We start from the raw sequence: 26,371 nt of genomic DNA, 5'->3' as shown, positions 1-26,371 counted from the left end.
CTCTGAAGCAGACGTTCCGCAGCGACAACTCGCCGACTCATGCGGCGAGTTGTCGTTCTTCGGGGTGCCGCCCCGCGTCCGCACGCGGCGTGAGGGAGGCCCGGCGCCCGGTCGCCGTGGGCCGGGTCCGGGCGCCGGCGGGCGGTGGTGGCGGCCACGGACTGCCGGAGACTGTTCCCTCAGGGATACCGACCGCTTAGTATGCCGGTGGCGAGAGGGCCGGCGAGCCCCCACGCCACCCGCGTATTCAACGTCTGTGGAGGCACCAGGTGAAGGCATGGCGCGTACACGCGAACGGCGAGCCGCGTGAGGTGATGCGGCTGGAAGAGGTGCCGGACCCGCAGGCAGGCCCGGGGCAGCTGCTGCTGCGGGTACGGGCCGCCAACATCAACTTTCCGGACGCGCTGCTGTGCCGCGGCCAGTACCAGGTGCGGCCGCCGCTGCCGTTCACCCCGGGAGTGGAGATCTGCGGCGAGGTCCTGGCCGTCGGCGAGGGCGCGGCAGGCGAGGTCGGACAGCGTGTCCTGGCCCAGCCGCCGCTGCCCGACGGGGGATTCGCTGAGCTCGCCGTCGTCGACGCGGCCACCGTGCGCCCCGCCCCCGAGGCACTCGACGACGCGGAGGCCGCCGCCCTGCACATCGGCTACCAGACGGGCTGGTTCGGGCTGCACCGCCGGGCCCGGATCCAGGCCGGCGAGACGCTGCTGGTCCACGCCGCGGCGGGTGGCGTCGGCAGCGCCGCCGTCCAGCTGGGCAAGGCCGCGGGCGCGCAGGTCATCGGCGTGGTCGGCGGCGAGGAGAAGGCCCGCGTCGCCCGCGAACTGGGCTGCGACCTCGTCCTCGACCGGCGCACCGACGACATCATCGCCGCCGTCAAGGAAGCCACCGCGGGCCGCGGCGCCGACGTGGTCTACGACCCGGTCGGCGGCGACGCCTACGCCAAGTCCGTCAAGTGCATCGCCTTCGAGGGCCGCATCATCGTCGTCGGCTTCGCCGGCGGTGCGATCCCCACGCCCGCCCTCAACCACGCGCTGGTGAAGAACTACGCGATCCTGGGGCTGCACTGGGGCCTGTACAACACCAAGGACCCGGCCGCGATCGACGCCTGCCACGAGGAGCTCACCAAGCTCGCCGCGCAGGGCGTCATCAAGCCGCTCATCGGCGGGCGCGTCCCGCTGGAGGACGCCGCGGAGGCCGTACAGCGGGTCGCGGACGGCACGTCCACCGGCCGGCTCGTCGTCCTTCCCGGAGCGGGGGAGGCACGATGACCGACGCCGAGGACCTGCGCCGGCGCACCGCGGAACTGCTCGCAGCGCACCCGCCCGCCACCACCGACCGCCTGGACTTCCTGCGTGCCCGGTTCGACGCGGGGCTCGCCTGGGTCCACTTCCCCGAAGGGCTCGGCGGCCTGGACGCGCCGCGCGCACTGCAGGCCGTCGTGGACGCCGAGCTGGACGCCGCCGGCGCCCCGGGCAACGACCCCGGACGCATCGGTATCGGCCTGGGCATGGCCGCGCCGACCATCCTGCGCTTCGGTACCGACGAGCAGAAGCAGCGCTTCCTGCGCCCGCTGTGGACCGGTGAGGAGGTGTGGTGCCAGCTGTTCAGCGAGCCGGGCGCCGGATCCGACCTCGCCGCGCTCGGCACCCGCGCGGTGCGCGACGGCGACCGCTGGGTCGTCGACGGCCAGAAGGTCTGGACCTCCAGTGCGCACCTCGCCCGCTGGGCGATCCTGATCGCCCGCACCGACCCCGACCTGCCCAAGCACCGCGGCATCAGCTACTTCGTGTGCGACATGAGCGACCCGGGCGTCGAGGTCAGGCCGCTGCGGCAGATCACCGGCGAGGCCGAGTTCAACGAGGTCTTCCTGACCGGAGTCACCATCCCCGATGCCCACCGCCTGGGCGAGGTGGGCGAGGGCTGGCGGGTCGCCCAGACCACGCTGATGAACGAGCGGGTCGCCATCGGCGGCGCCCGCATGCCCCGTGAGGGCGGCATGATCGGCGTCGCCGCCGACGACTGGCGCACGCGTCCCGAACTGCGCACCCACGATCTGCACCAGCGGCTGCTGAGGCTGTGGGTGGAGGCCGAGGTCGCCCGGCTCACCGGCGAACGGCTGCGCCAGCAGCTCACCAAGGGCCAGCCGGGTCCGGAGGGATCGGGCATGAAGCTCGCCTTCGCCCGGCTCGCCCAGGAGATCAGCGGCTGGGAGGTGGAGTTCCTCGCCGAGGACGGCCTGACCTACGACGACTGGACGCTGCGCCGCCCCGAGGGCGTCGACTTCACCGGCCGGCAGGCCGGCTACCGCTACCTGCGCGCCAAGGGGAACTCCATCGAGGGAGGCACCTCGGAAGTGCTGCTCAACATCGTCGCCGAACGCGTGCTGGGGCTGCCGCCCGAGCCACGCACCGACAAGGACGTCGCGTGGAAGGACCTCCCCCGATGACCGCCTCGACCCCCGGGCCGACCGCTCCGACGCCCGACCCCGACCTCCTCTACTCCGAGGACGAGGACGCACTGCGCGCCGCCGTACGGGCGCTGCTCACCGCCCGCAGCGACGCCCCCACCGTCATCGCCGGCCTGGAAACGGACGCCCCGTACGACTCCGCCCTGTGGCGCGCGCTCGCCACGGACATCGGCGCCGCGGGCCTGCTGGTGCCGGAGAAGCTGGGCGGGCAGGGCGCGAGCGCCCGCGAGGCCGCCGTCGTGCTGGAGGAGCTGGGGCGCTTCGTCACCCCTGTGCCCTACCTGACCAGCGGCGTTCTCGCGGTGACCGCGCTGCTGGGCTGCGACACCGCCCAGGAGGACGTGGCGACCCTGCTCGGCGCGCTCGCCGAGGGCCGCACCGTGGGCGTCCTCGCACTGCCGTTGCCCACCGCCCCCGGCGCGGTGCCCGAGGCGACGGTGCGGGCCGAAGCGGACGGTGCGCTGACCGGACGCGTGACCTCGGTCGCGGACGCCGCGGCAGCCGATGTCCTGCTCGTCCTGGCACAGGGGCCCGACGGGCCCGCCCTCCACGCGGTCGAGGCAGGGGCGGAGGGCGTACGCACCGAGCCGGTCACCTCCCTCGACCTCACCCGCCGCCTCGGCCACCTCGCCTTCGAGGGCGCTCGTGGGCGCCTCCTGGCCACCGGCGACCGCGCCCGCGCCGCCGTGGAGCATGCCGTGCTGACCGGCGCGGGGCTGCTCGCGTCGGAGCAGCTCGGCGTCGCCGAATGGTGCCTGAACGAAACCGTGCGGTACACGGCGGAGCGCACCCAGTTCGGCCGCCCCGTGGGCTCGTTCCAGGCGCTCAAGCACCGGATGGCCGCCCTCTGGCTGGAGGTCGCCTCGGCCCGCGCCGCCGCCCGCAACGCCGCGGACGCGCTGGCCGGTGACGGTCCGGACGCCGCGGTGGCGGTGGCCGTCGCCCAGGCGTACTGCGCTCCGGTCGCGGTACGGGCGGCCGAGGAGTGCGTGCAGCTGCACGGCGGTATCGGCATGACGTGGGAACACCCGGCGCATCTGTTCCTCAAGCGGGCGAAGAGCGACGAGGTCGCTCTGGGGACACCGGGGCGGCATCGCGACGGCCTGGCGGAACTGGTCGGGCTGAGCGCCCCGTAGGACGGCGGCGTCCGGCCGCACGAGGGGGGCGGCCGGACACCGCCGGTCAGCCGGTGATGGCGAAGGTGTTGCTGAAGCCGCTCGCCGGACCGTAGGCGGCCGTCACCTCCAGCCGGTAGGTGGGGCCGGCCGGCACCCGGGGCAGCGTCACGATGGCCTCGTCGACCGGTTTGCGGCCCGCTCGGGGGGCCACCATCACCAGCCGCTGCGGGCGCGTCTTGCTCGGCGTGTGCAGCCACACGTTCACGTTCTCGCCGGTGGTGTTCTTCCAGCTGACGGTGAAGCTGCCGTTGACCCGGAAGGTCAGTCCACGCGGCGGAGCCGTCACCTCGATCCGCCCCGCCTGGGGGTCGGCCGCGGGAACCGGGGAGGGAACGGCGGTGTGCTGCGGCAGCGCGCCCAGGCCCGTGGTGACGGCGCGGGCCGCGGAACCCTTCGTCGGTCCGGGCGCACCCGGCTGTCCGGGCAGGGGGGCGAACGAGGTGACGGCCGACGGGCCGCCCGGCGCGGCACCGTCGTCCGGTGGGGTCCGTACGAGCACCAACAGATAGCCGATCGCACCGGCGGAAACGGCGATGGCCACGGAGGTGGCCATCGAGATGGCCCTGCGCATCGTGTCCTCGATTCCTCGGGGGAGGGGACGTGGCGGAACATCCCCGGCCGCTCGACCATCAAAAACGGCACGCGAAGTGATCACCTGGATGGCCATCACCCGAGTGCCGCCCCACGGGCCGCGCGGCACTTTCCGCACCGTCCGGACAGCTGTCCCACGGTTGTCCCGGCCGGTGTCCCGAGGCGCCCGACCGGGCTTACGCCACGGGTCGTAGCCGATCCCGTCGCCACTTATGTCCCGAAACGCCTGTTCGCGGTAGCGTCGTAAGTATGAAAACCGCAACTCGTCGTGTGCTGTTCGGGCCGGTGCTGCTGCTGGTGGCCGCGATGCTGGCGGTGGTCGCCGCGCTGGCATCCGGCGCGCAGGCCGCCGGCGGCCTCGACGAGGCCGCGGGGAGCCTGAAGCAGGGCCCCGTCTACGTCGATCCCCGTGCGTCGGACAAGCTCTCCGCCGGGGAAGCCGATGTGCTGGAGAAGAAGATCAAGGATTCCGGCAAGCCGATCTTCGTCGCCGTGCTGCCGCAGGCCGCGGAATACCGGCCCGGCACCCTGCTGCAGGACCTGCGGACGAAGGTCGGCATCAGCGGTGTCTACGCCGTGGAACTCGGTGACCGCTTCGACGCCGGGGCCGACGCCCGGGTGATGTCCCAAAACTCCGTCCAGAACCTCGTCGGGTCGGTCAACCGCTCCGACTACCCCACGGTCGAGCAGCGCCTCAACAGCTTCGTCGACGGGGCCGTCGACCAGGCGAACGGCCACGCTCCCACCGCCTGGGGCGGCACGGACGACGCCGGCATCGGCAGCGGCGCGGCCATCGGTCTCGGCGTGCTCGTCGTGGTCGGCGGCGGCGGCGCGTACGCCATCGCCCGCCGCAACCGCAGGAGGAAGGCCGAGGAGGAGCGTGCCGCGCTGGAGGAGCTGCGGGTCGTCGTCGACGAGGACATCACCGCCTTCGGCGAGGAGCTGGACCGGCTCGACTTCAGCCCGGGGGAGCCCGGTGCCGACGACGCGATGCGCACCGACTACGGCAACGCGCTGGACTCCTACGAGAGCGCCAAGTCGGCGATGGGGGAGGCCGAGCACCCCGGAGACGTGCGCGCGGTCACCGAGGCCCTGGAGGACGGCAGGTTCTCGCTGGCCGCTCTCGCCGCCCGGCGTGCGGGCGAGCCGCGTCCGGAGCGCAGACTGCCGTGCTTCTTCGACCCGCGCCACGGCCCGTCCGTCAGCGATGCGCAGTGGGCGCCGGCCGGCGGGGCGGAGCGCACCGTACCGGTCTGCGCGGCGGACCAGGCCCGGCTCGACGAGGGCCGGGAGCCGATGTCCCGCACGGTCAGGACCGCCGGCGGCGACCGGCCGTACTGGGAGGCGGGCCCCGTCTACGGCCCCTGGGCCGGCGGGTACTTCGGCGGCGGCGTGCTCCCCGGTCTCCTGGTGGGCACCTTGCTCGGCAACATGATGATGTCCTCGCACGCCTTCGCGGCCGACGGCTTCACCGGCGCGGAGGGCGGCGACGGCTCCGGCTCCGACTTCGACTCCGGTGACTTCGGCGGTGGCGGCGGCTTCGGTGACGGTGGCGGCTTCGGCGACGGCGGTGGCTTCGGCGGCGGTGGCGACTTCGGCGGCGGCTTCTGAGGCCCGCCGCAGCCACCGGAACAGCACGCCCTCCTGATCCTGTACCGACCGGCGACCGGGGCTAGCGCCACGGTGCCCCGCGGGTGAGGAGCTCTCTGGCGCGAGTGAGGGCGGAGTCCTGCCCTGCGGAGAGTTCGGCATCGGTGAAGACCGGGGTGCGGACGGTGGGCGGAATGCCGGGGCCGTCGAAGGTGCGGCCGTCGGCGGTCAGGAACTTTTCGTTGGGCAGACCGAAGGTCCAGCCGTTGGGGAGGGTACGGCCCAGGACGTCGGAGAACACGCCCTGCGTGCTCTCGCCGATGCGCAGCGGGGCGGGGGAGCGTCCCATCAGGGCCTGGGTGAAGGTCTCGCCCGCGCTGATCGTGAGGCGGCCGGTGAGGACGGCGACCGGTCCGGTGTGGACGGGGCCCGGGTGCGGGCTGATCAGGCTCGGCTGCGGTGTGGTGAACCGGGCCGGGTCGTGGGGGGCGTTGCGTGCCACCTTGCGGTAGGCGAGGTAAGGGCGGTCGGTGAGCCGGGAGGCAATGCGCAGTCCGAGTGGGTCCGCGCCGCCGCCGTTGAGCCGGACGTCGATGATCAGGCCGCGCAGGGACGTCGGGCCCTGCGTACGGGCCTTGGTGAAGACGGCGTTCAGGGCGCGGTCGAGTGCGGCGACGTCGCCGGCGTAGTCGCCCTTCTTCGTGTACTGCGCGAAGGAGGAGACGCGAAGGTAGCCGATGCGGCCCGGCAGGTCCGCGTAGTCGAGCCGACCGTCGGCCCACTGCTGCCGGGGGACTCCGGGACCCAGGTTCGCGGCGATCGCCTTGTCGATGCGGGCCATGGATTCGCGGGTGGGCAGGACCGTGCCGGGACGCATGCCCGCGAACCACTTGTCCTCGCCGGCGACCACGCGGGTGTGGGCGTCGTGCAGCGGCTCGATCATCGTGCGGAACACCGCGAAGAGTTCGTCATCGGTGGTCCTCGACGTGATCCGCGGCCGGAAGCGGTCGCGGACCGCCGCCCAGTCGATCCCCTTGGCACGGAAGAAGGGGTAGTTCTCGGCGTAGGTCCGCCAGAAGACGTCGAAGACCGTCCGTGGATCGCGGGGCGTGCGCCGGGTGCAGCGGTCAGGGAGGGCATCGATGCGACGCAGCGTGCGCCGGCCGACGTTGTCCTCGATGACCAGCTGGGCGCGGCCTGCGCCGGCCGGTGCCACGGTGATCAGGGCCGAGCCCCGGACCGTGAAGCGGAGGCTGCCGTGCGCTCCGGGAGGGCCGGTGCGGGTGCCCGTCACGGAGCCGGGCAGACAGCTGATGCCGGTGGTCTCGTAACTCCGCAGGCTGCGGCCCCTGAGGGTGACGAGGGTGCCGTAGCCGTCCATCCGCCAGACACCTTGCAGGGAGTCGGCCGGGGTCCGGGCCGGTGGCCCGGAGCGCTCGGCGCGGGCCGGACCGGCGCAGCCCGGGACCGCGGTCAGGGCGGTGGCGGCCGTGAGGGCGGTGAGCAGTAACGCCACCGCGCCGCGGGGGCGGTGGGAGTCCCGGGGCCGGGCGCCGGAGTGATTCATGGGAGATACCTCTTGGTGTGGGCTGGGCCGCGGAAGGTGTGCACGTGGCGCGGCGGGGCCGGCCGGTGGGGCTGCGCCGTCGCGGCGCAGCGCTCGCTGGTTCTCACGGCAGAGGACCGGCGCAGGCGCGGGCCGCAGACCGCCTCATCGGCTCGCGTGCGCACGGTGTCGCCGCCGCCCCGCACACGAGCCGGGGACCGCACGCCGCCGTACGCACCGATCAGCCGGGGTGAGCACACCCTTCGCTTCGGACGATGATCAGCGTGACGGCCGGGGCCAGGCACGCACCATGGGGCATCCACCCGTTGTGCGGTGCGGTTTTCCGCACGGCCGTGGGGCGGTTTCCCGCTGCGGCGCCGTGCCGGACCAGGCCCGCTGCTCCCGCGTGGGTGCCCTCCCTCAGCCGCCCGGCGTCGTCCCGTCCTCCACCGCCGTGCCGACCACCCGTTTGGCGCCCAGGAACCGGGCGTAGCGCGGACGTGCCGCGAAATCGGCGTAGCTCCACACGGCCGGACGGCCGACCTCCCGGCACAGGTGCAGGACCGCGTCGCCGCCCACATGGACACCGACGTGCGCGCCGTACCCCGCCGGGCGGTCTTCGGCCGGGCCGGCGTCGAAGAGCACCAGGTCCAGAGGCCGCAGCCGCTCCACACGGCGGGTGGCCCGGTCATCCGCCCACAGCTCGGACGACCGCAGCGCCGGGACCACCAGGCCGAAGTGACCGAGCACCGCGTACGCGTAGAGCTGGCAGTTGGCGCCCTCGGCCAGGCCGGCCGGACCGGCTCCCGCACCGGCCGCGGTGGCCGAGGGGCAATCGGGTGCCCCGGCTACCGGATGGCGGGCGGCCGAGTAGGCGACACCGCGGAGCGCCTCCGGCAGCCGGCGGAGGACGTCCGGGCCCGGGGAGCCGGGGACTTGGCGCGGGGCGTCGGTGGTCACCTGGTCATCATGCAAGGAATCTCCCTCATGCCGCGCGCGACGAGGTCGAGCAGGCTCAACACGCCGGATCCGACGTGAACTCGACCCGCGAGGAGACCCCCGATGCAACGCCGTTTTCGCAAGGCAGGTCTGTGGGGCGTGACCGTGGCCGCCCTCATGGCTGCCGTCGGCCCGTTCCCCCAGGCGCATGCCGCGCCGCAGCCCGACCCGACGCCCCAGCCCTCGTCCCGCGGCATGCTCGACGCGATGCGCCGGGACCTGGGGCTGACACCGGAGCAGGCGCGCCGGCGCCTCGCGCAGGAGGCCGAGGCGCAGCGCACGGCCGACGCGGTACGCCGGGTCCTCAGTGCACCGGCCGCCGGGATGTGGTTCGACAAGGCGACCGGCAAGCTCGTGGTCGCCGTCACGGCGGCAGCCGACGCGGACCGGGTACGGACCGCCGGAGCGCTGCCCCGGAGGGTCAAGCACAGCAGGGCCGAACTCGCCACGCTGGTGGCGCAGATCGACCGGAGGGCCGGCGACGGTGTGCCGGGCGTCACCGGCTGGGGTGTGGACGGGCGCGCCAACGGAGTGGTCGTGCGCATCGACCGAAGGGCCCGCACCGCGAAGACCGACGCCTTCGAAAAAGAGGTGCGCTCCCTCGGCGCACGCGCGGGTATCCCGGTCCGGATCGAACGCAGCGACCAGTCGCCGCGCCAGCAGGGCGGGAAGATCGTCGGCGGGGAGAAGTGGATGCCCGGCAAGGAGGGGGTCTGCTCGATCGGCTTCTCGGTGACCGACGCGGACGGCGGCCGCGGCTTTCTGACCGCAGGTCACTGCACCGACGACCCCGACCAGCCCGCGTACGGCAAGGACGACACCCGCCTCGGCACGTCCAACGAGGGCGGGCGGTACAGCGTCAACGGGCCGGACGGCGACTTCGGCCTGGTCACGGTGGACCGGCCGGGCTGGAGCCTGAGTCCGAACGTGGCCGGGCAGGGCGGCACACCGGTCGCCGTCACCGGCTCGCAGGAGGGTGTGGAGGGCACATCGGTCTGCCGCTCCGGGCAGGCCAGCGGCTGGCGGTGCGGTGAGATCACCCGGGTCGACCAGACCGTGGACTACGGCTCGGTGACCATCGACGGGCTCTCGTACACCAACGCCTGCTCCGCGCCGGGGGATTCAGGCGGCTCGTACGTCACCCAGCCCGGCGCCCCCAAGGCCGTCGGACTGCACTCCGGCGGCGGCAGCGCCACCTGCGACAGCGACAGCTCCGACACCCTCACCATCTTCCAGCCGGTCGAGGAGGCGCTCTCCGAGTGGGACCTGACCCTGCGGACCGGGACCTCCTGAGCGAGCCCGTCCCTGACGGCCGCGCCCTCGCCGGGCGAGCGGCCACGGGGCGATCGGCGCAGCGGCCGCCTTGCCGGTGATCGCCTGCGCCTACGATGGGCGGCCGGAGACCCATTCGGTCCGGTGTGCCCGCCTGCGGCACGCCCACGGGGAGCGGGAGAGATCGTGGCGGACGTGCCCAGGACCGCGGCGGACGCGGCGCAGCCTTTCGCGGTGCCCGTCACCGTCCGCGGCTACGAGACCGACACCCAGGGCCACCTCAACCAGAGCGTGTATCTGCAGTACGCAGAACACGCCCGCTGGTCGCTGCTCCAGGCGAGCGGTATCCGGCAGAGCACCCTGGTCGACCGGCGGGTCGGACCGGTCACGGTCGAGACGACCATCCGCTACCGCAGGGAGCTGCGGGCCGGTGACGAGGTGGAGGTGAGCTGCGCGTTCGTCTGGGGCGAGGGCAGGACCTTCCGGATCGAGCAGACCGTACGGAAGACGGACGGGACCGTCGCCGCCGAGGTGAGCGCCGTCTGCGGATTGCTCGACCTGACCACACGCAAGCTGCTCACGGACCCCCGGCAGACCTTCCGCGAACTGGCCTCCGACCCGACGCTGCTCGGCCTGACCGCCGACTGACGCACAGCGCACACCGCGGGCCGCGCGGCGCACACCCGGGGTTCGGCCGGAGCGCGCCGGCTGCGGACCGGTGCGGGCACACCGTCGCGGGGGACAGCCCCACCCCCGGCCCTCGTGCTGACACCATCGATCCGGCGCCCGGCGACTGTGATCGTGAAGGCATGGAGAGTACGCAGCAGTTACCGCGCACGCCCGTCCGGGAGTTCGTCGCGAAGACCGTGGGCAGGCCCGGCCTGACGGCAGTCGGGCGGGGAATCGTCCTGCTTCCGATGTCCGCAGGCCGGTTCCTCCGTGAGCTGTTCAGGGGGCGGTTCGCCGACGCGCTGTCGTCCCTGCTGGGCGTCGGCCTCGGAGTCGTCGCCTGGTTCATCGCCCTGATCAGCGCCCAGGCGGCCGTGAACGGCGCGCTGTACCCGCTGGTGGACGCGCACGACTACCAGCACTCCTGGGGCGGACCGACGCTGGTGGGTGCCTGGGCGGCACACGCCGCGCTCGCGGTGCCGATCGTCGTGGCTGCCGTGTGGCTGCTGCGCGCACTGGTCGCTCTGGGCGCCCAGGACCGGCCGTCGTCCGCCGGATCCCCGCCACGCCGCCGGTACCTGGCGCTGTCCCTCCTGGTCGTCGCGGCCGGAGCGGTGCTGCTCGTGTCATGGCTGCACCAGCTGTGAGCCGTTGACCGGCCGGGAGCGGCCGGCCACGCACCCGTCACCCCTGGCCGCGGGCGGGCACCACCATCACCTCGGTGCCGCCCGCCCGCACCGCCCGCACATGGTCGGGCGCAAGCCCGTCGTCCACGATCAGCAGATCGAAGTCGGTCAGCGGCGCGAGCGCGTACAGCCCGTCCTTGGTGAACTTCGTGTGGTCGGCGACCAGCACCCGCCGCGCCGCGCTCTCCATCATCGCCCGCTTGACCTGCACCGTCTCCGGCGAGGTGTGGTAGCAGCGGCCGTTGGTGACGGCGGTGGTGGACAGGAACAGGACATCGGCGCGAAAGGCCCGGACCGCGTCCGCGGTGTGCAGCCCCATGAAGGCGTCGTATGCCGGGAAGTACGCACCGCCCAGGGTGATCAGGGAGATGCCCGGCTCCTTCGCCAGCGTGGTGATGGCCGGCAGTGAATTGGTGATCACGGTGAGCGGGGTGTGCTCGGCGACCTGGTGCGCCAACAGCAGACATGTCGTGCTGTCGTCGAGCAGCACCGTCTGACCGGGGACCAGCAGTGTCGCGGCGGCCCGCGCCAGCAGCTGCTTGGTCTGCGCCATCGTGGCCATCCGCTCCGCGACGCTGCCGTGGAAGTGCGCCGACGGCAGCCCCGTCGCCCCGCCGCGGACCTTGCGCAGCCAGCCCTGCGCCTGCAGGGCGTCCAGATCACGGTGCGCGGTCATCAGGCTGACGGCGAACTCCTCCGCGAGGTCCGCGGTGCGTACGAAGCCGCGGGCGATGACGGCCTCCCGCATCCGTCGCCGCCGCTCCTCCTGGGCCTCGACCCGGTCCATGGCACCGCTCCCTCCGGCGTCCGCGCCCCGAGTGTGCGTGGCACGGCGTGTGAATTCGCCGCGTTATGTTCGCACGGATTTAACGTACTCCGGCCCGTCGCCGCGGCGCCCGCGTGCGGCTCCCGGCTGACGCAACACGGCAGGTCGCCGCCGCGATGGGAAGAAATTCCCGGCCATTGACTCCCCTTTCGGCCGAGCTGTTCCCTCGCAGCATCCATCCCATCGGCCCGCCGCCGCACACACGGGAGATTCGATGAAGAACCCTCCTCCGCGTTCACTGATCACACGCCTCGGCATCCCACCGACCCTCGCCTGGGGATACCTCGGGCTGCTCCTCTTCATGATCGGAGACGGTGTCGAGTCGGGCTATCTCTCGCCCTACCTGAGCGACGAGGGCGTCTCGGACTCCCGGGTCGCGCTGCTCTTCACCGTCTACGGCGTCGCGGCCGCCGTCGCCGCCTGGCTCTCCGGAGTCCTGTCCGACCTGTGGGGCCCGCGCCGCGTCATGTGGGCCGGGCTGGGCATCTGGGCGCTCTTCCAGCTGCTCTTCCTCACCGCGGCCATCCCCATGAACAGCTATCCGCTGATGATGCTCGGGTACGGCCTGCGCGGCCTGGGATACCCGCTCTTCGCCTACGGGTTCCTGGTCTGGATCGCCGGAGTGGCGCCGCTGGCCCGCCTGGGTACGGCCATGGGCTGGTTCTGGTTCGCCTTCACCGGCGGCCTGCCCACTCTCGGCTCGCTGGTCGCCAGCGGCCTCATCCCGCACATCGGTGCCTACGCCACCCTGTGGGCCGCGCTCGCGCTGGTCGCCGCCGGCGGCCTGATCGCCCTGCTGCTCGTACGCGACGACCGGGGCGGAAAGCAGCCGCGGAGTGAGGACGCGGGGCCGCTCGCCACCCTCCTGGGCAGTGTCACCATCCTGTGGCGCAACCCGCGGGTCGGGGTGGGCTCGCTCGTGCGGGTCATCAACACGGCCTCGCAGTTCGGCTTCTTCGTGATCATGCCGCTGCACTTCACCAGGGCCGTCGGCTTCACCCTCACCGAGTGGCTGCACCTGCTCAGCGCGATGTTCGCGACCAACATCTTCGCCAACCTGCTGTTCGGCGTCGTCGGCGACCGGCTCGGCTGGCGTCGCACCATCGGCTGGTTCGGCGGCGCCGGCTGCACCCTCAGCACCCTGCTGCTCTTCTACGTCCCGAACGCGGCCGGCGCCAACTTCCCGCTCGCGCTCGTGGTGGCCGCCTTCTACGGGGCTACGCTGGCAGGATATGTACCGCTTTCGGCGTTGGTGCCGTCGCTGGAGCCGCGGCACAAGGGGCAGGCGCTCGCCGCGCTCAACCTGGGCGCGGGAGCGAGCACCTTCGTCGGCCCCGCCGTCGTCGCGGCCTTCGCGGGCCCACTCGGTCTCGAAGGAGTCGTCTGGATCTTCGCGGGGATGTACGCCGTGAGCACCGTGCTCTCCTTCGTCCTGAAGCTGCCCGACGACCCGGATCCGGCGGACGCGGACGGCACCGGCGCCCGGTCCGGCGACGCCCGGCCGGACGGCGATCCCGCCCCCGCCTCGGCCCCGGCGTGAAAGGACCTCACTGATGTCCGTACTGACCATTGACGTCGGGACCTCGATGATCAAGTCGGTCGTCTTCGACGACCGGGGCGCCGAGATCGCGGTCTCCCGCCAGGCCACCGAGGTGCTGCGACCGCACCCCGGCTGGGCCGAGCAGGACATGGAAGCGGTCTGGAACGCCGTCGTCTTCACCGTCCGCAGCGTGCTGGCCGACCTGGCGGAGCAGTCCGACCCGGTCTGGCTGGTGTCCTTCACCGCCCAGGGCGACGGCGCCTGGCTCGTCGACGACCGCGGCCGCCCCACCGGTCCCGCCATCCTGTGGAACGACGGACGGGCCGGCGAGCTGGTCGCCGGCTGGCAGCGCGACGGCATCCTGGAAGCGGCCTTCCGCCGCAACGGCTCCCTCACCTGCGCCGGCATGCCCAACGCCCTGTTCAGCTGGCTCGCCGCCCACGACCCGGACCGCCTGGCCCGCTCACGCACCTCCCTCACCGCCGCGGGCTGGCTCTTCCTGCGCCTGACCGGGGTCCGCGCGAGCGACGAGTCCGATGCGTCTGCGCCATTCCTCGACCACGCGACCGGCGACTACGACCCGCAGATCCTCGACCTGTTCGGCCTCACCGCGTACGAGCGGCTGCTGCCCACGGTGCTGGGGGAGTCGGAGCGGATCGCCGAGATCACCGGCGAGGCGGCGGGCCAACTGGGGCTGCCGGCCGGGCTGCCCGTCGTGATGTCCCCGTACGACATCGCCGCCACCGCCCGCGGTGTCGGCGTGGTCAACCCCGGCCAGGCGTGCAGCATCCTCGGCACCACGCTGTGCACCGAGATCGTCCGCACCGACGTCGACACCGGCGGGGAGCCGTCCGGCATCAACATCGCCTACCGGGGCCGAGAGCGGGTGCTGCGCGCCTTCCCCACGCTTAACGGTGCCGAAGTGCTCGGCTGGGCCGCACGCATGCTCGGCCTGTCCGGGCCACCCGAACTGGCGGAGCTGGCCTTCCGGTCGGAGCCGGGCGCCCGCGGACTGCTGTTCCTGCCCTACCTGTCCCCGGCGGGCGAGCGGGCTCCCTTTCTCGACCCGGACGCCCGCGGATCGTTCTGGGGCCTGTCCCTGGAACACTCGCGCGCCGACATGGCCCGCGCCGTCTTCGACGGACTCTCGCTGGTCCTGCGTGACTCGCTGGCCGCCGCCCGTACGGACATCAGCGAGCTGCGGCTGTGCGGGGGCGGCGCCAACAGCGACGCGTGGTGCGCGCTGATCGCCGACGCCACGGGAGTGCCCACCGCCCGCTCCGGCGACACCGAACTGGGCGCCAAGGGGGCCTTCCTGACCGGTCTCGTCCGCTCGGGCGCCGAGAGCAGCATGCACCGGGCGGCCGCCAAATACGTCCATATGCAGCGCAGTTGGCAGCCAGATCCGGAACGCACCGAGTTCTACACCGCGCTCTACGAAGACTTCCTCGACCGGCGGGCGCTGGTCAGGGAGTCCGGCTGGCGCGGCAGTGCGGTGTGGAGGGGCGGCGGGGGAGCGGAGCCCGCCGGCGAGCCCGCGTCGAGCGCCGACCCCGGCACGCCCGCCGCCGCACCCGCCGACGCCACCACGCACCGCCGCCCCACCGGCACCGCCCCCGGAGGCCCCCGTGTCTGACCCCCGCACCGCCGGCCCCACCCTCGACGGCGTCTGGCTCGGCCTCGACCTCGGCACCCAGAGCGCCCGCTGCGTCGCAGTCGACGGCACCGGCCGGCTCCTCGCCGCCGCCTCCCGGCCGCTGACCAGTCACCGCGAGGGCACGCGCCACGAACAGGACCCCGAGCAGTGGTGGACCGCCCTCGCCGCCGCCTGCCGTGAGGCCCTGGACGGCATCGACGCCCGTCGGGTCCGAGGGCTCGCCGTCGACGGCACCTCCGGGACGATCCTCCTCGCGGACTCGTCCGGCAACCCGCTGACGCCGGGCCAGATGTACGACGACGGGCGCGCCGCCGAGCAGGCCGCCGCCGTCAACGAAGCAGGCGAAGCGGTCTGGCGGGAGCTGGGCTACCGCACCATGCAGCCGTCCTGGGCACTGCCCAAACTCCGCCGGCTCCTGGACCACGCCCCCGAGCGCGACCCGGCGGCCGGCGCGGGCCTGCGACTGCTGCACCAGGTCGACCTGATCACCTGGCGGCTGGCCGGCCACCAGGTCCCCAGCGACGCCAGTCACGCCCTCAAGACCGGCTACCACCTCGTCGAGGAACGCTGGCCGCACCACGTCATGAAGCAACTCGACATCCCCGAAGGGCTGTTGCCGGACGTCGTACGCCCCGGCACGGTCCTCGGCTCCGTCTGCGCCGAGGCCGCCGAGGCCACCGGCATCCCGGCGGGCACCGCCATCGTCGCCGGCATGACCGACGGCTGCGCCGCCCAGATCGGTGCCGGAGCGCTCGCCCCCGGTGCCTGGAACGTGGTCCTCGGCACCACCCTCGTCTTCAAGGGCAGCAGCCCGCACCTGATCCGCGACCCGGCGGGAGTGGTCTACTGCCACCGCGGGCCGGACGGGAACTGGCTGCCGGGCGGCGCCTCCAGCAGCGGCGCGGGCGTTCTCTCCCGGCACTTCCCGGGCGAGGACCTCGACGCGCTCACCGAGCAGGCCGCCGCCCTGGACGCGGACGCGGTGGCCTACCCCCTGGTCTCCACGGGTGGCGAACGCTTCCCCTTCCGCGCTCCCGACGCGGAGCCCTTCGTGCTCAGTGACGTACCCGACCGCGCCGCCGAGTTCCACGCCCAGCTGCTCGGCGTCGCCTGCCTCGAACGCCTCTGCTTCGACTATCTCCACCACCTCGGTGCCCCGGTGGACGGGCCGCTCACCTACACCGGCGGCGGCGCCCGCAACGCCTACTGGTGCCGGCTGCGCGCCGACGTCCTCGGACGGCCGGTACGCCTGCCCGCACAGGCGGAGGGCGCCATCGGTATGGCCGTTCTCGCCGCCACCTCCTCCGGCATCGGCCTCCAGGACGCGGCCGCCGCCATGGTCCGCATCGGCGAGGAGATCCAGCCGTCACCGGCCCGCACCGCCCGCTACCTGCCCGCCTATCTCCGCTTCATCGACGAACTCACCCGCCGCGGCCACCTCGACCAGGCCGTGGCCGCACACGCCCGCAGGAGGGCCACGCAGTGACCGACTTCATCCTCGTACGCCACGGCGAGACCGTCTGGCATGCGGAGAACCGCTACGCCGGGCGCAGCGACGTGCCCCTGACCGCGCACGGCCGGGAGCAGGCGGCGACGCTCGCCGAATGGGCCACCACCGCCGATCTCACCGCGATCTGGAGCTCCCCGCTGTCCCGGGCACGGCTCACCGCCGAGCCCGCCGCCCTCGGCTGCGGCCTCACCGCGCGCATCGACGAGCGGCTGTGCGAGGTCGACTTCGGCGAGGGCGAGGGGCTGACCAGGGACGAGATGCGCCGGCGCTTCCCGGAGCAGCTCGCGGCCTTCCTCGCCGACCCGGTCGACAGCCATCTGCCCGGCGGAGAACACCCGCGCCTGGCCGCGGAGCGCGCGGCCACCGCCCTGCACGACATCGCCCGCGAGCAGCCCCACGGCAGGATCCTGCTCGTCGCCCACTCCACCCTGGTGCGCCTGTTGCTCTGCCATCTGCTCGGCATCCCGCTCGCCGACTACCGCCGGGTCTTCCCCCAGCTGCACAACGGCGCCCTCACCGAGATCCGGGTCGAGGAGGGGCGGACCGCGCTGCTGCGCTTCAACGTTCCCGCCATGGCGCAGAGTCCGGCACTTCGCTGACCTTCCCGCCCACCCGGCACCGCCACCTCAGGAGAAACACGCATGAGCACCCCCGTCCTCGCCGCCGGCAACCACTTCATCCACCCGAGCCTGTTCGCCGAGGCCGTACGCACCGCGGCAGGGGACGCGCCACTCGACGTCCGCGAGCTGCAATTCCCCTGGCCGCACACGCCGTTCGGCCCGGTCGGCGAGGTCATCGAGGCATCCGGCAGCGAGGACGAGATGATCGAGGCCCTCCAGGGCGTCGAGATCTGCGTCACCGAGCACGGCCCGCTCACCGAGCGCATCCTCGCCCACTGCCCCGACCTGAAGCTGTTCTGTACCAGCCGCGGCGGCCCGGTCAACGCCAACCTCGACGCCGCAACGCGGCATGGCGTCGCGGTCTGCAACGCACCGGGACGCAACGCCGCCGCCACCGCGGAGCACACCCTCACCCTGCTCCTCGCCGCCGCTCGCGGTGTCGGAGACACCCACACCGACCTGCGCCGCGGCACCTGGCGCGGCGACTACTACGACTACGACAACTGCGGCATCGAGATCGACGGCGCCACCGTCGGCCTCATCGGATTCGGCGCCATCGGCAGCCGTGTAGCCAAGGTCCTGAACGCCATGGGCGCCCACGTCCTCGTCCACGACCCCTACGTGCGGCCCGAGGCGCTGACCGGCATCGCCGAGCAGGTCACCCTCGACGACCTGCTCCGCCGCTCCCGCATCGTCTCCCTGCACGCCCGCGTCACCGAGGAGACCAAGGGCATGATCGGCCGCGCGCAGATCGCCGCGATGCCGCGCGGCTCCGTCCTGGTCAACTGCGCCCGGGGCGCCCTGCTCGACTACGACGCCGCCTGCGACGCGCTGGAATCCGGACAGCTCGCCGGAGCGGGCTTCGACGTCTTCCCCGAGGAGCCGCTGCCGGCCGGGTCCCGGCTGTTGACCGTCCCCGGGGTGGTCCTCACCCCGCACATCGCGGGCGGCAGCCAGGAAGTCGCGCACAAGGCCGCGCGGATCGTCGCCGAAGAGGTCGGCCGCTATCTGCGGGGCGAGCCGCTGACGCACTGCGCCAACCCCGAGGTACTCGACCGGTGGGCGGCGGCCGTCGACTGACGCCACGTCATTTTCCTTCCGCTGCCGGTCGGAACGCCCGGCACTGCGGCCACCCGCACCAAACGCCGCCCGCCCGCGACCCCGTCTTCGAGGGGCCGCGGGCGGTCGTCACCAATGCCGCTCTCAGCGGCGCCGCACCAGCGGGAACGGCAGCGTCTCGCGGATCGACAGGCCGGTGAGGAACATGACCAGCCGGTCCACGCCGATCCCCAGACCACCGGTCGGCGGCATCGCGTACTCCAGGGCCTGGAGGAAGTCCTCGTCCAGCTCCATCGCCTCCACGTCACCGCCCGCCGCCAGCAGCGACTGCGCGGTCAGCCGCCGGCGTTGCTCCACCGGGTCGGTCAACTCGGAGTAGGCGGTGCCCAGTTCGGTGCCGAAGGCGACCAGGTCCCAGCGCTCGGCGAGCCGCGGGTCGAGCCGGTGCTGACGGGTCAGCGGGGAGACCTCGGTGGGGAAGTCCTTGTAGAACGTCGGCAGCGTGGTCCGCTCCTCCACCAGCCGCTCGTACATCTCCAGCACCAGGTCACCGCGGCTCATCTCCGGCTTCACCGGCACCGACGACGCGTGGCACAGCCGCCGCAGCACCCGCGGATCGGTGTCCGCGTCGACCTCCTCGCCGAGCGCCTCGGAGATCGCGCCGTAGACGGTCTTCACCGGCCAGATCCCCGAGATGTCGTGCTCGACGAGCCGCCCCTTGTCGTCCGCCTTGCGGGCGGTGGCACTGCCGAACGCCGCGACTGCGGCGCTCTGGATCAGCTCACGGGTCAGATCGAGCATCACGTCGTAGTCGGCGAACGCCTGGTACGCCTCCAGCATCGTGAACTCGGGGTTGTGCTTGTAGGAGATGCCCTCGTTGCGGAACGTCCGCCCCATCTCGAAGACCTTCTCCATACCGCCCACGCACAGCCGCTTGAGATACAGCTCCGGCGCGATGCGCAGATACAGGTCCAGGTCGTAGGCGTTGATATGGGTGTGGAACGGCCGGGCGTTGGCGCCGCCGTGCACCTGCTGGAGCATCGGCGTCTCGACCTCCAGATACCCACGGTCGATCAGCCCCTGGCGCAGCGCCTGCACTGCCGTGCTGCGGGCCCGCACCGTCTCCCGGGCGTCCGGCGAGACCACCAGGTCCACGTAGCGCTGCCGGACCTTGGCCTCGGGGTCGGACAGGCCGCGCCGCTTGTCCGGCAGCGGGCGCAGGCACTTCGCCGTCAGCCGCCATCCCGTCACGAACACCGTCAGCTCACCGCGATCGCTCGCGCCGACCTCGCCCTCGGCCTCGACGTGGTCACCGAGGTCGATATCCGTCCCGAAGCGGTCCAGCAGCTCGCTGCCGCTGCCGTCGCGGGTCAGCGCGATCTGCAGATCGCCGGACCAGTCGCGCAGTACCGCGAAGAGCACACCACCGTGGTCACGGGTGAGCAGCACCCGTCCCGCGACGCTCACCGTCTTCCCGGTACGGTCACCGGCCGCGACGTCCGGGTGCTCCCCGCGCACCTCACCGAGCGTGTGCGTGCGCTGCACACCGACCGGATACGGGTCGGTGCCGTCCTCGCGCAGCCGCTCCAGCTTGCGGTGGCGCACCCGCACCTGCTCGGGCAGCGCGGCCAGCTCCTGCGCCCGCTGCTCCTCCTCGGTGGCGGGGGTGTGCACCAGGCCCAGTTCGTGCAGCGACGGCAGACCCGCGGTGCTCGCCGGGGCCAGCATCCGCTTCTTGTGCCCCTTGCCCCACAGCTTGCCCAGGCTCGGTACGGCCACGAAGCCCTCGGCGATACCGGAGGCCAGACCGATCCGGGCGAGCGCACCGGCGTCGGCATAGCACAGGAAACGCGGGTACCACTCGGGGTTGTACTTCGCGTTGGAGCGGTAGAGGGCCTCCAGCTGCCACCACTTGGAGAAGAACAGCAGCAGCTTTCGCCAGAACTTCAGCACCGGACCCGCACCGATGCGGGCGCCCTCCTCGAAGGCGGACCTGAAGACCGCGAAGTTCAGCGAGATCCGCCGCACCCCGAGCTGTCCCGCCTGTGCGCACAGCCGGGCGACCATGAACTCCATGACGCCGTTGGGCGCGCTGCGGTCGCGGCGCATCACATCCAGCGAGATGCCGTCGGTGCCCCACGGCACGAACGACAGCAGCGCGATCATGTTGCCGTCGCCGTCGAACGCCTCGGCCAGCAGGCAGTCGCCGTCCTCCGGGTCGCCCAGCCGGTCCAGCGCCATCGAGAAGCCGCGCTCGGTCTCGGTGTCGCGCCAGGCGTCCGCGCGGTGGATGACCTCCTGCATCTCCTCGTCGGAGAGCGCGGAGTGCCGGCGCACCCGGAACGTGGCGCCGCTGCGCTCCACGCGGTTCACGGCCTGACGGGTCACCCGCATCTCCCGGCCGTCCAGGTCGAAGCCCGCCACGTGCAAGATCGCCTCGTCGCCGAGCTGGAGCGCGCCCAGACCGCTGCGGGCGAACGCCTTGGCGCCGTCCTCGCTCGCTCCCATCACGGCGGGCTGCCAGCCGTAACGACCGGCGACCTCCAACCAGGCCTCGATGGCGGGCGTCCATGCCTCCCGGTCACCGACCGGGTCACCGCTGGCCAGGCAGACGCCGGCCTCGACGCGGTAGGTGACGGCGGCCTTGCCGCTGGGGGAGAACACCACGGCCTTGTCGCGACGGCTGGCGAAGTAGCCCAGGGAGTCCTGGCTGCCGTATCGCGCCAGCAGCGCCCGGATCCGGGACTCCTCGTCGCCGTGCAGTGCCGCCTCCATGCGCTGCGAACGAAACAGCGCGGCGGCGGCGTTCAGCAGCGCAAGCGCACCGAGCAGACCGAGCACGGTGACGATCCAGTGCGGCGGGTGCCCCTCGATCAGCCGGCCGCCGACCAGCCCGCCGCAGACGCGGTTGGCGGCCCACAGCAGGCGGTTCGCGCCGCCGGCTTCCAACGAGCCGGGGGCGAGGGCCACCAGGCCCCAGCCGATCAGTACCGCGGCCACCAGACCGGCGGCCAGCACCAGCGTGGCCCGAAGGAACGCCCCGCGCCGGGTGATCGCGTAGAACTCGCGGTGCGAGACGACCAGCAGCAGGAGCGCTCCGGCGCAGAGCACCAGCGAGAACGCGAACTCCCAGTACCCCGCGGCCAGGAACAGCGCGTCGGCGAGCGAGACCAGCAGCATGTAGGCCACGACGAACCACAGGGCGACCCGTTTGCGCGCGGTCATCGCCGCGGCGAGCAGGAAGAGGAACGCCGCGTAGGCGAAGTTCGGTGCCACCGGGATGGTAAGGGTGTCCAGCCAGTAGATCACCGGGTGGAGGCCGCGCCGCAGAGGCCCGATCAGTGCCGTCAGGGCGCAGAAGAGCCCCAACACACTGAAGACGATGGCGAAGCCATTGGGGACACGACGCCGGAAGCGCGGCCACCCCGTAAGTTGATCCTGGTCCTGCACGGTGCTCATTCCGTCACATTAGGCTTTGAAAGCGGTCAGCTGGTCGACGAGAGGGCGCTCTTGCTCTGCCGTCGGAACCGGTCGACCATCCGGTCTCCGATCCCGATGGCCGCGCCGGCTTTCCCTCGTACGGAGGATCCGGTGACCCCGTTCGGATCACCCACGTGGACTTTGCCATACAGCAGCCCCGCGCCCGCATCGGTCGTGCCGGTGCACGGGCGGCGGCCATCGGTGCGACGGGTGGCGTTCACCTCGCGGGGCGCCGTGGGCGGTGCCGTCGCGGAGTTCATGACCCGATCTGCCTCTCGAACCCGTCCGACGGCGGACGGCGGACCGTTCCGCTGTGCCGGTCGTCGGTGGTGACGCCGTTCATCCGCCCGTCGGACCTCGCCGCCTTGGCCGTGGTCACCGACTCCTTGGCCTCGCCGGTGTCGCCCCGGTCGTTCCTGGTGCGGGCGACGACGGAGTACTTGGTGGCCGCCGCGGTCCTGGCGTCCGAGGTCCAGACCGTCGCGTGCTCCCCGAACCGGCCGGTCAGCTGCCGGCCCTTCGGATCGGTCACCGTCACCTCCGTCAGCACCCCGCCGCCCGCGGTCACCCGGAGCCTGTCCCCGGCCTGCACCGTCCGGGCGCCGCTCGCCGCACCCAGTCCCACCTGCACCGTGTGCCCCGCGGACGCCGATGCCGCACTGCCCCCGCATGCCGTGAGCGCGCCGAGGCTCGCCAGCGGTATCAGCGCGAGCGTGGCGCGCAGCCGGGGGGTGTGCCGCGAAGGGCGGAGTGCGGGGAACAAGATCATGGGCGGCTCTCGGTCGGCAGTACGCGTGCGGCGGTGATGTCGCTCGCTAAGACGGCCGATCCCGATGCCTCGTTGCAGGCGGTTATGTGATCCACGCCACTTCGCTGCGGGAGTGTGCGGTTGCGGAGCGGCCGGGTCGGCATCGGTCGAGGGTGCGTCCGCGGTGTCGGCGGCACGACAGATGTCTGCGGAAATGCGGCGCCCTCCGCCCGGTGACCCGCAGTGATCACCTGATCGGACTACCCGGACTCCAACCGGACATACCCTGAAATACGCCAAACTGGCCGCCCATTGCCGCCCGTTCGGGCGGCGGTCGAGGAGGGTGTGCCATGGCTATTTCCATTTCGGTCGTCGTGCTGCTGGTGATCTTGACCGTCATCTTTCTGCGCAGCGGGAAGCTGAAGTTCTCGCATGCCCTGGTGTGCGGGCTGCTCGGCTTCTACCTGGCGAGCAGCAGCCTCGCGCCCGACATCCACAACGGGCTGTCCGGCGCCGCGGACGTGGTGAGCAGCGTGCGCCCGTGACGATCCCGGCATATCGGAACGGCGCGCCGGGCCGCCGCCGTCCGGCGCGCTCGGAGAGGCCGCCAACGGGGGCGGCACCCTGGCGGCTGCGGAGTTCGCCGCTGTGCCGGGGCGCGGCCGAGCCCGGGGCGCGGTCGCCCATCGGGCACGGCGGCGAACTCGGAGGTCCTGCGCCACAGTCCGGACCGTGCGCGCCGACATGTGTGCGACCTTCGCGCGGTTGACGTCATACGTCCGGCAGTTGAGGCCGTACGCCCGGCAGGCGCCCCTGCGGTCGTACCGCCTGCGAAGTCCGATGCGCTCGCAAGAGCCGGACCGCCGCGGATCGTGGCGGTCGGTCAGTCGTCGGAGAAGACGCCGATCGCGTTGGGCACCGGCCGCTCCATGCCTCCCGAGGGATGGTTGCGCACGGTGACCTCCGGGTCGTACGGCTCGCGGGTGACCAGCGTGGAGGACCCGCCGCCGTCCAGGTCCAGCGCGTCCCGCGCCCCCAACCGGGCCATGAGCTCGGCCAGTTCCCGTACCGTCAGGCCCGCCTGACCGACCGCCCCGTCGAGCGCCATGAGGTACAGCACCCGGCCGCCCTCACCCGTGCCCGCGGCGGTGCGGACCGCCGCGGTGACCGTGTCGAGACCGGCAACCGGCTGTCCGCCACGGACGATCGGGAAGCCGCCGACCGCGAACCGCAGGGGTACGGGGCTCCGGCCCACGAGCCGGTGAGTGACACCCACCGGCTCACCGACACGCAGCTCGCTCAGCTGCCGCGCCCCTTCCTCACGGCCCACCAGCACCAGACTCCCCGCCTCGACACCGCCGCCGCCCGGCCGCTCCTCGACAGTCGCGACACGGCCGTTGCGGACCGTGACCTCGGCGGTCCGTGTGCTGCACGGCGCCGCCCGGTCGGTGTCCGTGCCACAGGTCGCCCGCACCCGTGATGCCGGGCCCCACCGCTCCGTGTACGCCCCGATGCCGTTCACCGGCAGCGCGTACTGGTTGAGCCCGCGCAGCGGCAGCTGTCCCTCGGCGGTCCGCACCGCACCGCGCAGCACCAGCCGGTCGAGCCGCGCTCTGCCGTCCTGGCCCACCCCGATGACGTCCTCTGTGGTGGCACCTGGCGGCATCGCGGGACCGAACCGCTGGCCGTTCGGCACCGCGCCCTTCAGCCGCCGTCCGGAGGCGACGGCGGGGCCGACCGGGGCGCCGGTCGCTTCGACGCCCGGGTGCTGGGTCTCGGTGATGTGGAAGAAGTCGCCGTTGACCGCGCCCACCGCGTCTCGCGCCTCGGCCAGTTCGGACACCGGCGACCGCGCGCCGACCGCCCCCGGATACAGCAGGTCCGTCGAGACCCCGGGTTCGGTCAGGTCGACCGTCAGCAGATGCCCGTGCACCGTGCCGCGCGGCACCGTCATCCGGAATTCGTCGTACTCCACACCGGGCGCCACCGGCACGGCATCCGAGCGGTGGAAGGTGTCCGGCGCGGCGGTCGCCGGGGCTCCGCCCGCCACCCCGCCGACCACGACACCCCATGCCACCAGCACCGTCAGCACCGCGCGAACCCGGCCGAATCGAAGCTTCACGAGCCCCCCCCTGACGTCCTGCCAACTGTCCCATGTGTCCAAGTCATTCACTATGACCCGGAGATGTCATGAATCTGCACATCCGCCGTACAGTCGTCGTGTCGATCGCTTCCGCCCTCGCCGCGGGCCTGACCGGGCCCGCCCTCGCCCGTGATCACGACGCCGCCTCCGGCCCCGCGCCGCTGCGGCTCGCCCACGCGCACAACGACTACGCGCACCCCCGCCCCCTGCTGGACGCCCTCGATCACGGCTTCGGCAGCGTGGAGGCGGACATCTGGCTCGTCGGCGGTCACCTTCTGGTCGCCCACGAGGAGGCGGATCTCGACCCGGCGCGCACCTTGGAGTCGCTCTATCTCGACCCACTCCGCCGGCGGATTCACGCCAATGGAGGGTCGGTCTACCCGGGTCACCGCCTCTCGCTGCAGCTGCTGATCGACATCAAGACCGCCGGAGCCCCGACCTACCGCGCCCTGGCCCGGGTGTTGCACCGCTACCGCGACCTGCTGAGCGGATACACCGCCGGCCGGGTCCACGGTGGGCCGGTCACCGCGGTGGTCTCCGGTGACCGCGCCGCCCGCGCCCCGATGGAGGCCGAGCGGGTGCGCCACGCCTTCTACGACGGCCGGCCGGAGGACCTGGGGACCTCGGCCCCCGCCTCCTTCCTCCCGCTGGTCTCCGCGTCCTGGACCGACACCTTCCGCTGGCAGGGCGCCGGGCCGATGCCGCAGGACGAACGGGCCGGGCTCCGGCAACTGGCGGCCGCCGCGCACGCCGAGCGTCGTCGGCTGCGCTTCTGGGCGACGCCGGACACGGCAGGACCTGAGCGCGAGGCGGTGTGGCGGGCGCTGCTCGACGCCGGGGTCGACCACCTCAACTCGGATGACCTGCCGGGCCTTGCGAGCTTCCTGCGCGCCACGGGCTGATCCCCTTCCGCAGTCCCGGCGGGGTGCCGTCGGCAGCGGCGCTGCCGACGGCGGTGGCGCAGCCGTGGGCGGCAAACGCACGAAGCCGCCCGACGTCCGTTCAGGGGGCGGCGGTCACCAGCTGCATGTAGTGCGCCCAGTCCCAGAACTGGCCGGGGTCGGTGTGGTCGGAGCCTGGCACCTCGACGTGGCCGATGATGTGCGCGCGGTCCTTGGGGATGCCGAAGCGCTTGCAGATGGCGGCTGTCAGCAGCGCGGACTGCTCGTACAGGGTGTCGGTGAACCACGTCGGGTCGTCGATCCAGCCCTCGTGCTCGATGCCGATGCTCCGGGTGTTGTGGTCCCAGTTGCCGGCGTGCCAGGCGACGTCCTTCTCCCGTACGCACTGGGCGATGTAGCCGTCGTCGGACCGCACGACGTAGTGCGCGGCAGCCTTGTGGCCGGGGTCCTGGAAGAGCTTGATGGTGTCGGCGTAGGTCTCCTGCGTCACATGCACCACGACGAGATTGACCGGGTACTGCGTCGGGCGGTTGGCGGCGGTGTAGTTGGAGGTGCTGGCCGGAGTCCAGTGGGTGGGGGGATAGCCCGCGGTGCCGGACGGGGTGGCGCGGGCGGTGGCCGCCGTGAGCGGGGCGAGCGCGGTGGACGCGGCGAGCGCGGCGGCACCGGTGAGCAGGCGCCGGCGGGCCGGGTGATGGCGGTCGGGCTCCATGTGAACTCCTGACAAGGACCGAAGGTGGTCGCGTACATGTCACGCACATCGATGCGTTCATGATGCGCAACCGGACCGGCCCTGCCAAGGGAATGGCCGATCTGCCAATGGGCTCGACCAAAGAAGGAACGGCGCAGGTCAGGAACGAAGAACACCTGATCGGGCGTCACTCGTGT

The 26,371-nt window shown here is 72.7% G+C and carries 22 protein-coding genes; 14 read left to right on the top strand and 8 right to left on the bottom strand.

Annotated features, from left to right (window positions below):
- The first annotated feature begins 269 nt into the window (after window positions 1–269).
- Genes ACGFZW_RS04345 through ACGFZW_RS04335 form a run of 3 tightly spaced genes read left to right on the top strand, consistent with a single transcriptional unit; the run spans window position 270 to window position 3,603 of the window.
- Complete coding sequence (locus ACGFZW_RS04345) at window positions 270–1,268, top strand: NADPH:quinone oxidoreductase family protein (protein WP_393891497.1); 999 nt, start codon at window positions 270–272, stop codon at window positions 1,266–1,268.
- Window positions 1,265–2,446 carry an acyl-CoA dehydrogenase family protein gene (locus tag ACGFZW_RS04340; protein ID WP_393891496.1) on the top strand — a complete coding sequence of 394 codons (1,182 nt, stop codon included), beginning with the start codon at window positions 1,265–1,267 and terminating at the stop codon, window positions 2,444–2,446. The genes ACGFZW_RS04345 and ACGFZW_RS04340 overlap by 4 nt, the downstream gene beginning before the upstream one ends.
- The gene (locus tag ACGFZW_RS04335) at window positions 2,443–3,603 is read left to right on the top strand and encodes an acyl-CoA dehydrogenase family protein (RefSeq protein ID WP_393891495.1); all 1,161 of its coding nucleotides are present in this window, start codon (window positions 2,443–2,445) and stop codon (window positions 3,601–3,603) included. Before ACGFZW_RS04340 ends, ACGFZW_RS04335 begins: the two co-directional genes overlap by 4 nt.
- A 46-nt stretch (window positions 3,604–3,649) precedes the next feature.
- Here ACGFZW_RS04335 and ACGFZW_RS04330 read toward each other — a convergent pair whose 3' ends face one another.
- Complete coding sequence (locus ACGFZW_RS04330; protein WP_393891494.1) at window positions 3,650–4,216, bottom strand: hypothetical protein; 567 nt, start codon at window positions 4,214–4,216, stop codon at window positions 3,650–3,652.
- Window positions 4,217–4,485: 269 nt separating this feature from the next.
- Here ACGFZW_RS04330 and ACGFZW_RS04325 point away from each other — a divergent pair, with 269 nt between their 5' ends.
- Window positions 4,486–5,847 carry a hypothetical protein gene (locus ACGFZW_RS04325; protein ID WP_393891493.1) on the top strand — a complete coding sequence of 454 codons (1,362 nt, stop codon included), beginning with the start codon at window positions 4,486–4,488 and terminating at the stop codon, window positions 5,845–5,847.
- A 61-nt stretch (window positions 5,848–5,908) separates the two neighbouring features.
- On the opposite strand, the gene ACGFZW_RS04320 is transcribed toward ACGFZW_RS04325, so the two are convergent.
- Entirely contained in the window at window positions 5,909–7,393 is a 1,485-nt protein-coding gene (locus ACGFZW_RS04320) for a S41 family peptidase (RefSeq protein WP_393891492.1), read from the bottom strand.
- 399 nt (window positions 7,394–7,792) lie between these two features.
- Complete coding sequence (locus ACGFZW_RS04315) at window positions 7,793–8,332, bottom strand: cell wall hydrolase (protein WP_393891491.1); 540 nt, start codon at window positions 8,330–8,332, stop codon at window positions 7,793–7,795.
- Between the two features lie 102 nt (window positions 8,333–8,434).
- Between ACGFZW_RS04315 and ACGFZW_RS04310 the strand changes: the two genes are divergently transcribed.
- From ACGFZW_RS04310 to ACGFZW_RS04300, 3 genes are all read left to right on the top strand, one after another.
- Complete coding sequence (locus ACGFZW_RS04310; RefSeq protein WP_393891490.1) at window positions 8,435–9,664, top strand: S1 family peptidase; 1,230 nt, start codon at window positions 8,435–8,437, stop codon at window positions 9,662–9,664.
- Between the two features lie 165 nt (window positions 9,665–9,829).
- On the top strand, window positions 9,830–10,291 hold the full coding sequence (locus tag ACGFZW_RS04305; RefSeq protein WP_393891489.1) for an acyl-CoA thioesterase: 462 nt from the start codon (window positions 9,830–9,832) through the stop codon (window positions 10,289–10,291).
- Between the two features lie 161 nt (window positions 10,292–10,452).
- Window positions 10,453–10,959, top strand: a complete 507-nt coding sequence (locus tag ACGFZW_RS04300; RefSeq protein WP_393891488.1) for a hypothetical protein — start codon at window positions 10,453–10,455, stop codon at window positions 10,957–10,959.
- A gap of 37 nt (window positions 10,960–10,996) precedes the next feature.
- Here ACGFZW_RS04300 and ACGFZW_RS04295 read toward each other — a convergent pair whose 3' ends face one another.
- Window positions 10,997–11,785, bottom strand: a complete 789-nt coding sequence (locus ACGFZW_RS04295) for a DeoR/GlpR family DNA-binding transcription regulator (RefSeq protein ID WP_393891487.1) — start codon at window positions 11,783–11,785, stop codon at window positions 10,997–10,999.
- Between the two features lie 253 nt (window positions 11,786–12,038).
- Here ACGFZW_RS04295 and ACGFZW_RS04290 point away from each other — a divergent pair, with 253 nt between their 5' ends.
- From ACGFZW_RS04290 to ACGFZW_RS04270, 5 genes are read left to right on the top strand one after another with little or no spacing between them, the layout of a single operon-like run.
- Window positions 12,039–13,364 carry an MFS transporter gene (locus ACGFZW_RS04290; protein WP_393891486.1) on the top strand — a complete coding sequence of 442 codons (1,326 nt, stop codon included), beginning with the start codon at window positions 12,039–12,041 and terminating at the stop codon, window positions 13,362–13,364.
- Between the two features lie 13 nt (window positions 13,365–13,377).
- Window positions 13,378–15,000, top strand: coding sequence for an FGGY-family carbohydrate kinase (locus ACGFZW_RS04285; protein WP_393891485.1), 1,623 nt, complete (start codon window positions 13,378–13,380; stop codon window positions 14,998–15,000).
- Complete coding sequence (locus tag ACGFZW_RS04280) at window positions 14,993–16,507, top strand: FGGY-family carbohydrate kinase (RefSeq protein ID WP_393891484.1); 1,515 nt, start codon at window positions 14,993–14,995, stop codon at window positions 16,505–16,507. The genes ACGFZW_RS04285 and ACGFZW_RS04280 overlap by 8 nt, the downstream gene beginning before the upstream one ends.
- The gene (locus ACGFZW_RS04275; protein ID WP_393891483.1) at window positions 16,504–17,130 is read left to right on the top strand and encodes a histidine phosphatase family protein; all 627 of its coding nucleotides are present in this window, start codon (window positions 16,504–16,506) and stop codon (window positions 17,128–17,130) included. Before ACGFZW_RS04280 ends, ACGFZW_RS04275 begins: the two co-directional genes overlap by 4 nt.
- A gap of 42 nt (window positions 17,131–17,172) precedes the next feature.
- Entirely contained in the window at window positions 17,173–18,231 is a 1,059-nt protein-coding gene (locus tag ACGFZW_RS04270) for a 2-hydroxyacid dehydrogenase (RefSeq protein ID WP_393891482.1), read from the top strand.
- A 123-nt stretch (window positions 18,232–18,354) separates the two neighbouring features.
- On the opposite strand, the gene lysX is transcribed toward ACGFZW_RS04270, so the two are convergent.
- Both lysX and ACGFZW_RS04260 read right to left on the bottom strand, forming a co-directional pair.
- Window positions 18,355–21,669, bottom strand: a complete 3,315-nt coding sequence (gene lysX, locus ACGFZW_RS04265; RefSeq protein WP_393891481.1) for a bifunctional lysylphosphatidylglycerol synthetase/lysine--tRNA ligase LysX — start codon at window positions 21,667–21,669, stop codon at window positions 18,355–18,357.
- Window positions 21,670–21,946: 277 nt separating this feature from the next.
- Window positions 21,947–22,459: an Ig-like domain-containing protein gene (locus ACGFZW_RS04260; RefSeq protein WP_393891480.1), complete on the bottom strand. Its 513-nt coding sequence runs from the start codon at window positions 22,457–22,459 to the stop codon at window positions 21,947–21,949.
- Window positions 22,460–22,788: 329 nt separating this feature from the next.
- On the opposite strand from ACGFZW_RS04260, the gene ACGFZW_RS04255 reads away from it, so the two are divergent.
- Window positions 22,789–22,983 (top strand): hypothetical protein, encoded by a 195-nt coding sequence (locus ACGFZW_RS04255; RefSeq protein ID WP_393891479.1) that lies wholly within the window; start codon window positions 22,789–22,791, stop codon window positions 22,981–22,983.
- Between the two features lie 338 nt (window positions 22,984–23,321).
- On the opposite strand, the gene ACGFZW_RS04250 is transcribed toward ACGFZW_RS04255, so the two are convergent.
- Entirely contained in the window at window positions 23,322–24,560 is a 1,239-nt protein-coding gene (locus ACGFZW_RS04250; RefSeq protein WP_393891478.1) for a phosphodiester glycosidase family protein, read from the bottom strand.
- Window positions 24,561–24,628: 68 nt separating this feature from the next.
- Between ACGFZW_RS04250 and ACGFZW_RS04245 the strand changes: the two genes are divergently transcribed.
- Window positions 24,629–25,483, top strand: coding sequence for a phosphatidylinositol-specific phospholipase C/glycerophosphodiester phosphodiesterase family protein (locus ACGFZW_RS04245; RefSeq protein ID WP_393891477.1), 855 nt, complete (start codon window positions 24,629–24,631; stop codon window positions 25,481–25,483).
- Window positions 25,484–25,583: 100 nt separating this feature from the next.
- On the opposite strand, the gene ACGFZW_RS04240 is transcribed toward ACGFZW_RS04245, so the two are convergent.
- Window positions 25,584–26,195 carry an N-acetylmuramoyl-L-alanine amidase gene (locus tag ACGFZW_RS04240; RefSeq protein WP_393891476.1) on the bottom strand — a complete coding sequence of 204 codons (612 nt, stop codon included), beginning with the start codon at window positions 26,193–26,195 and terminating at the stop codon, window positions 25,584–25,586.
- Between the last annotated feature and the right edge of the window lie 176 nt (window positions 26,196–26,371).

Source organism: Streptomyces sp. NPDC048248, from assembly GCF_043201875.1.
GTDB lineage: Bacteria > Actinomycetota > Actinomycetes > Streptomycetales > Streptomycetaceae > Streptomyces.
Note: the sequence above shows the minus strand (reverse complement) of the source record. Positions and strands in the feature narration are given on the sequence as shown.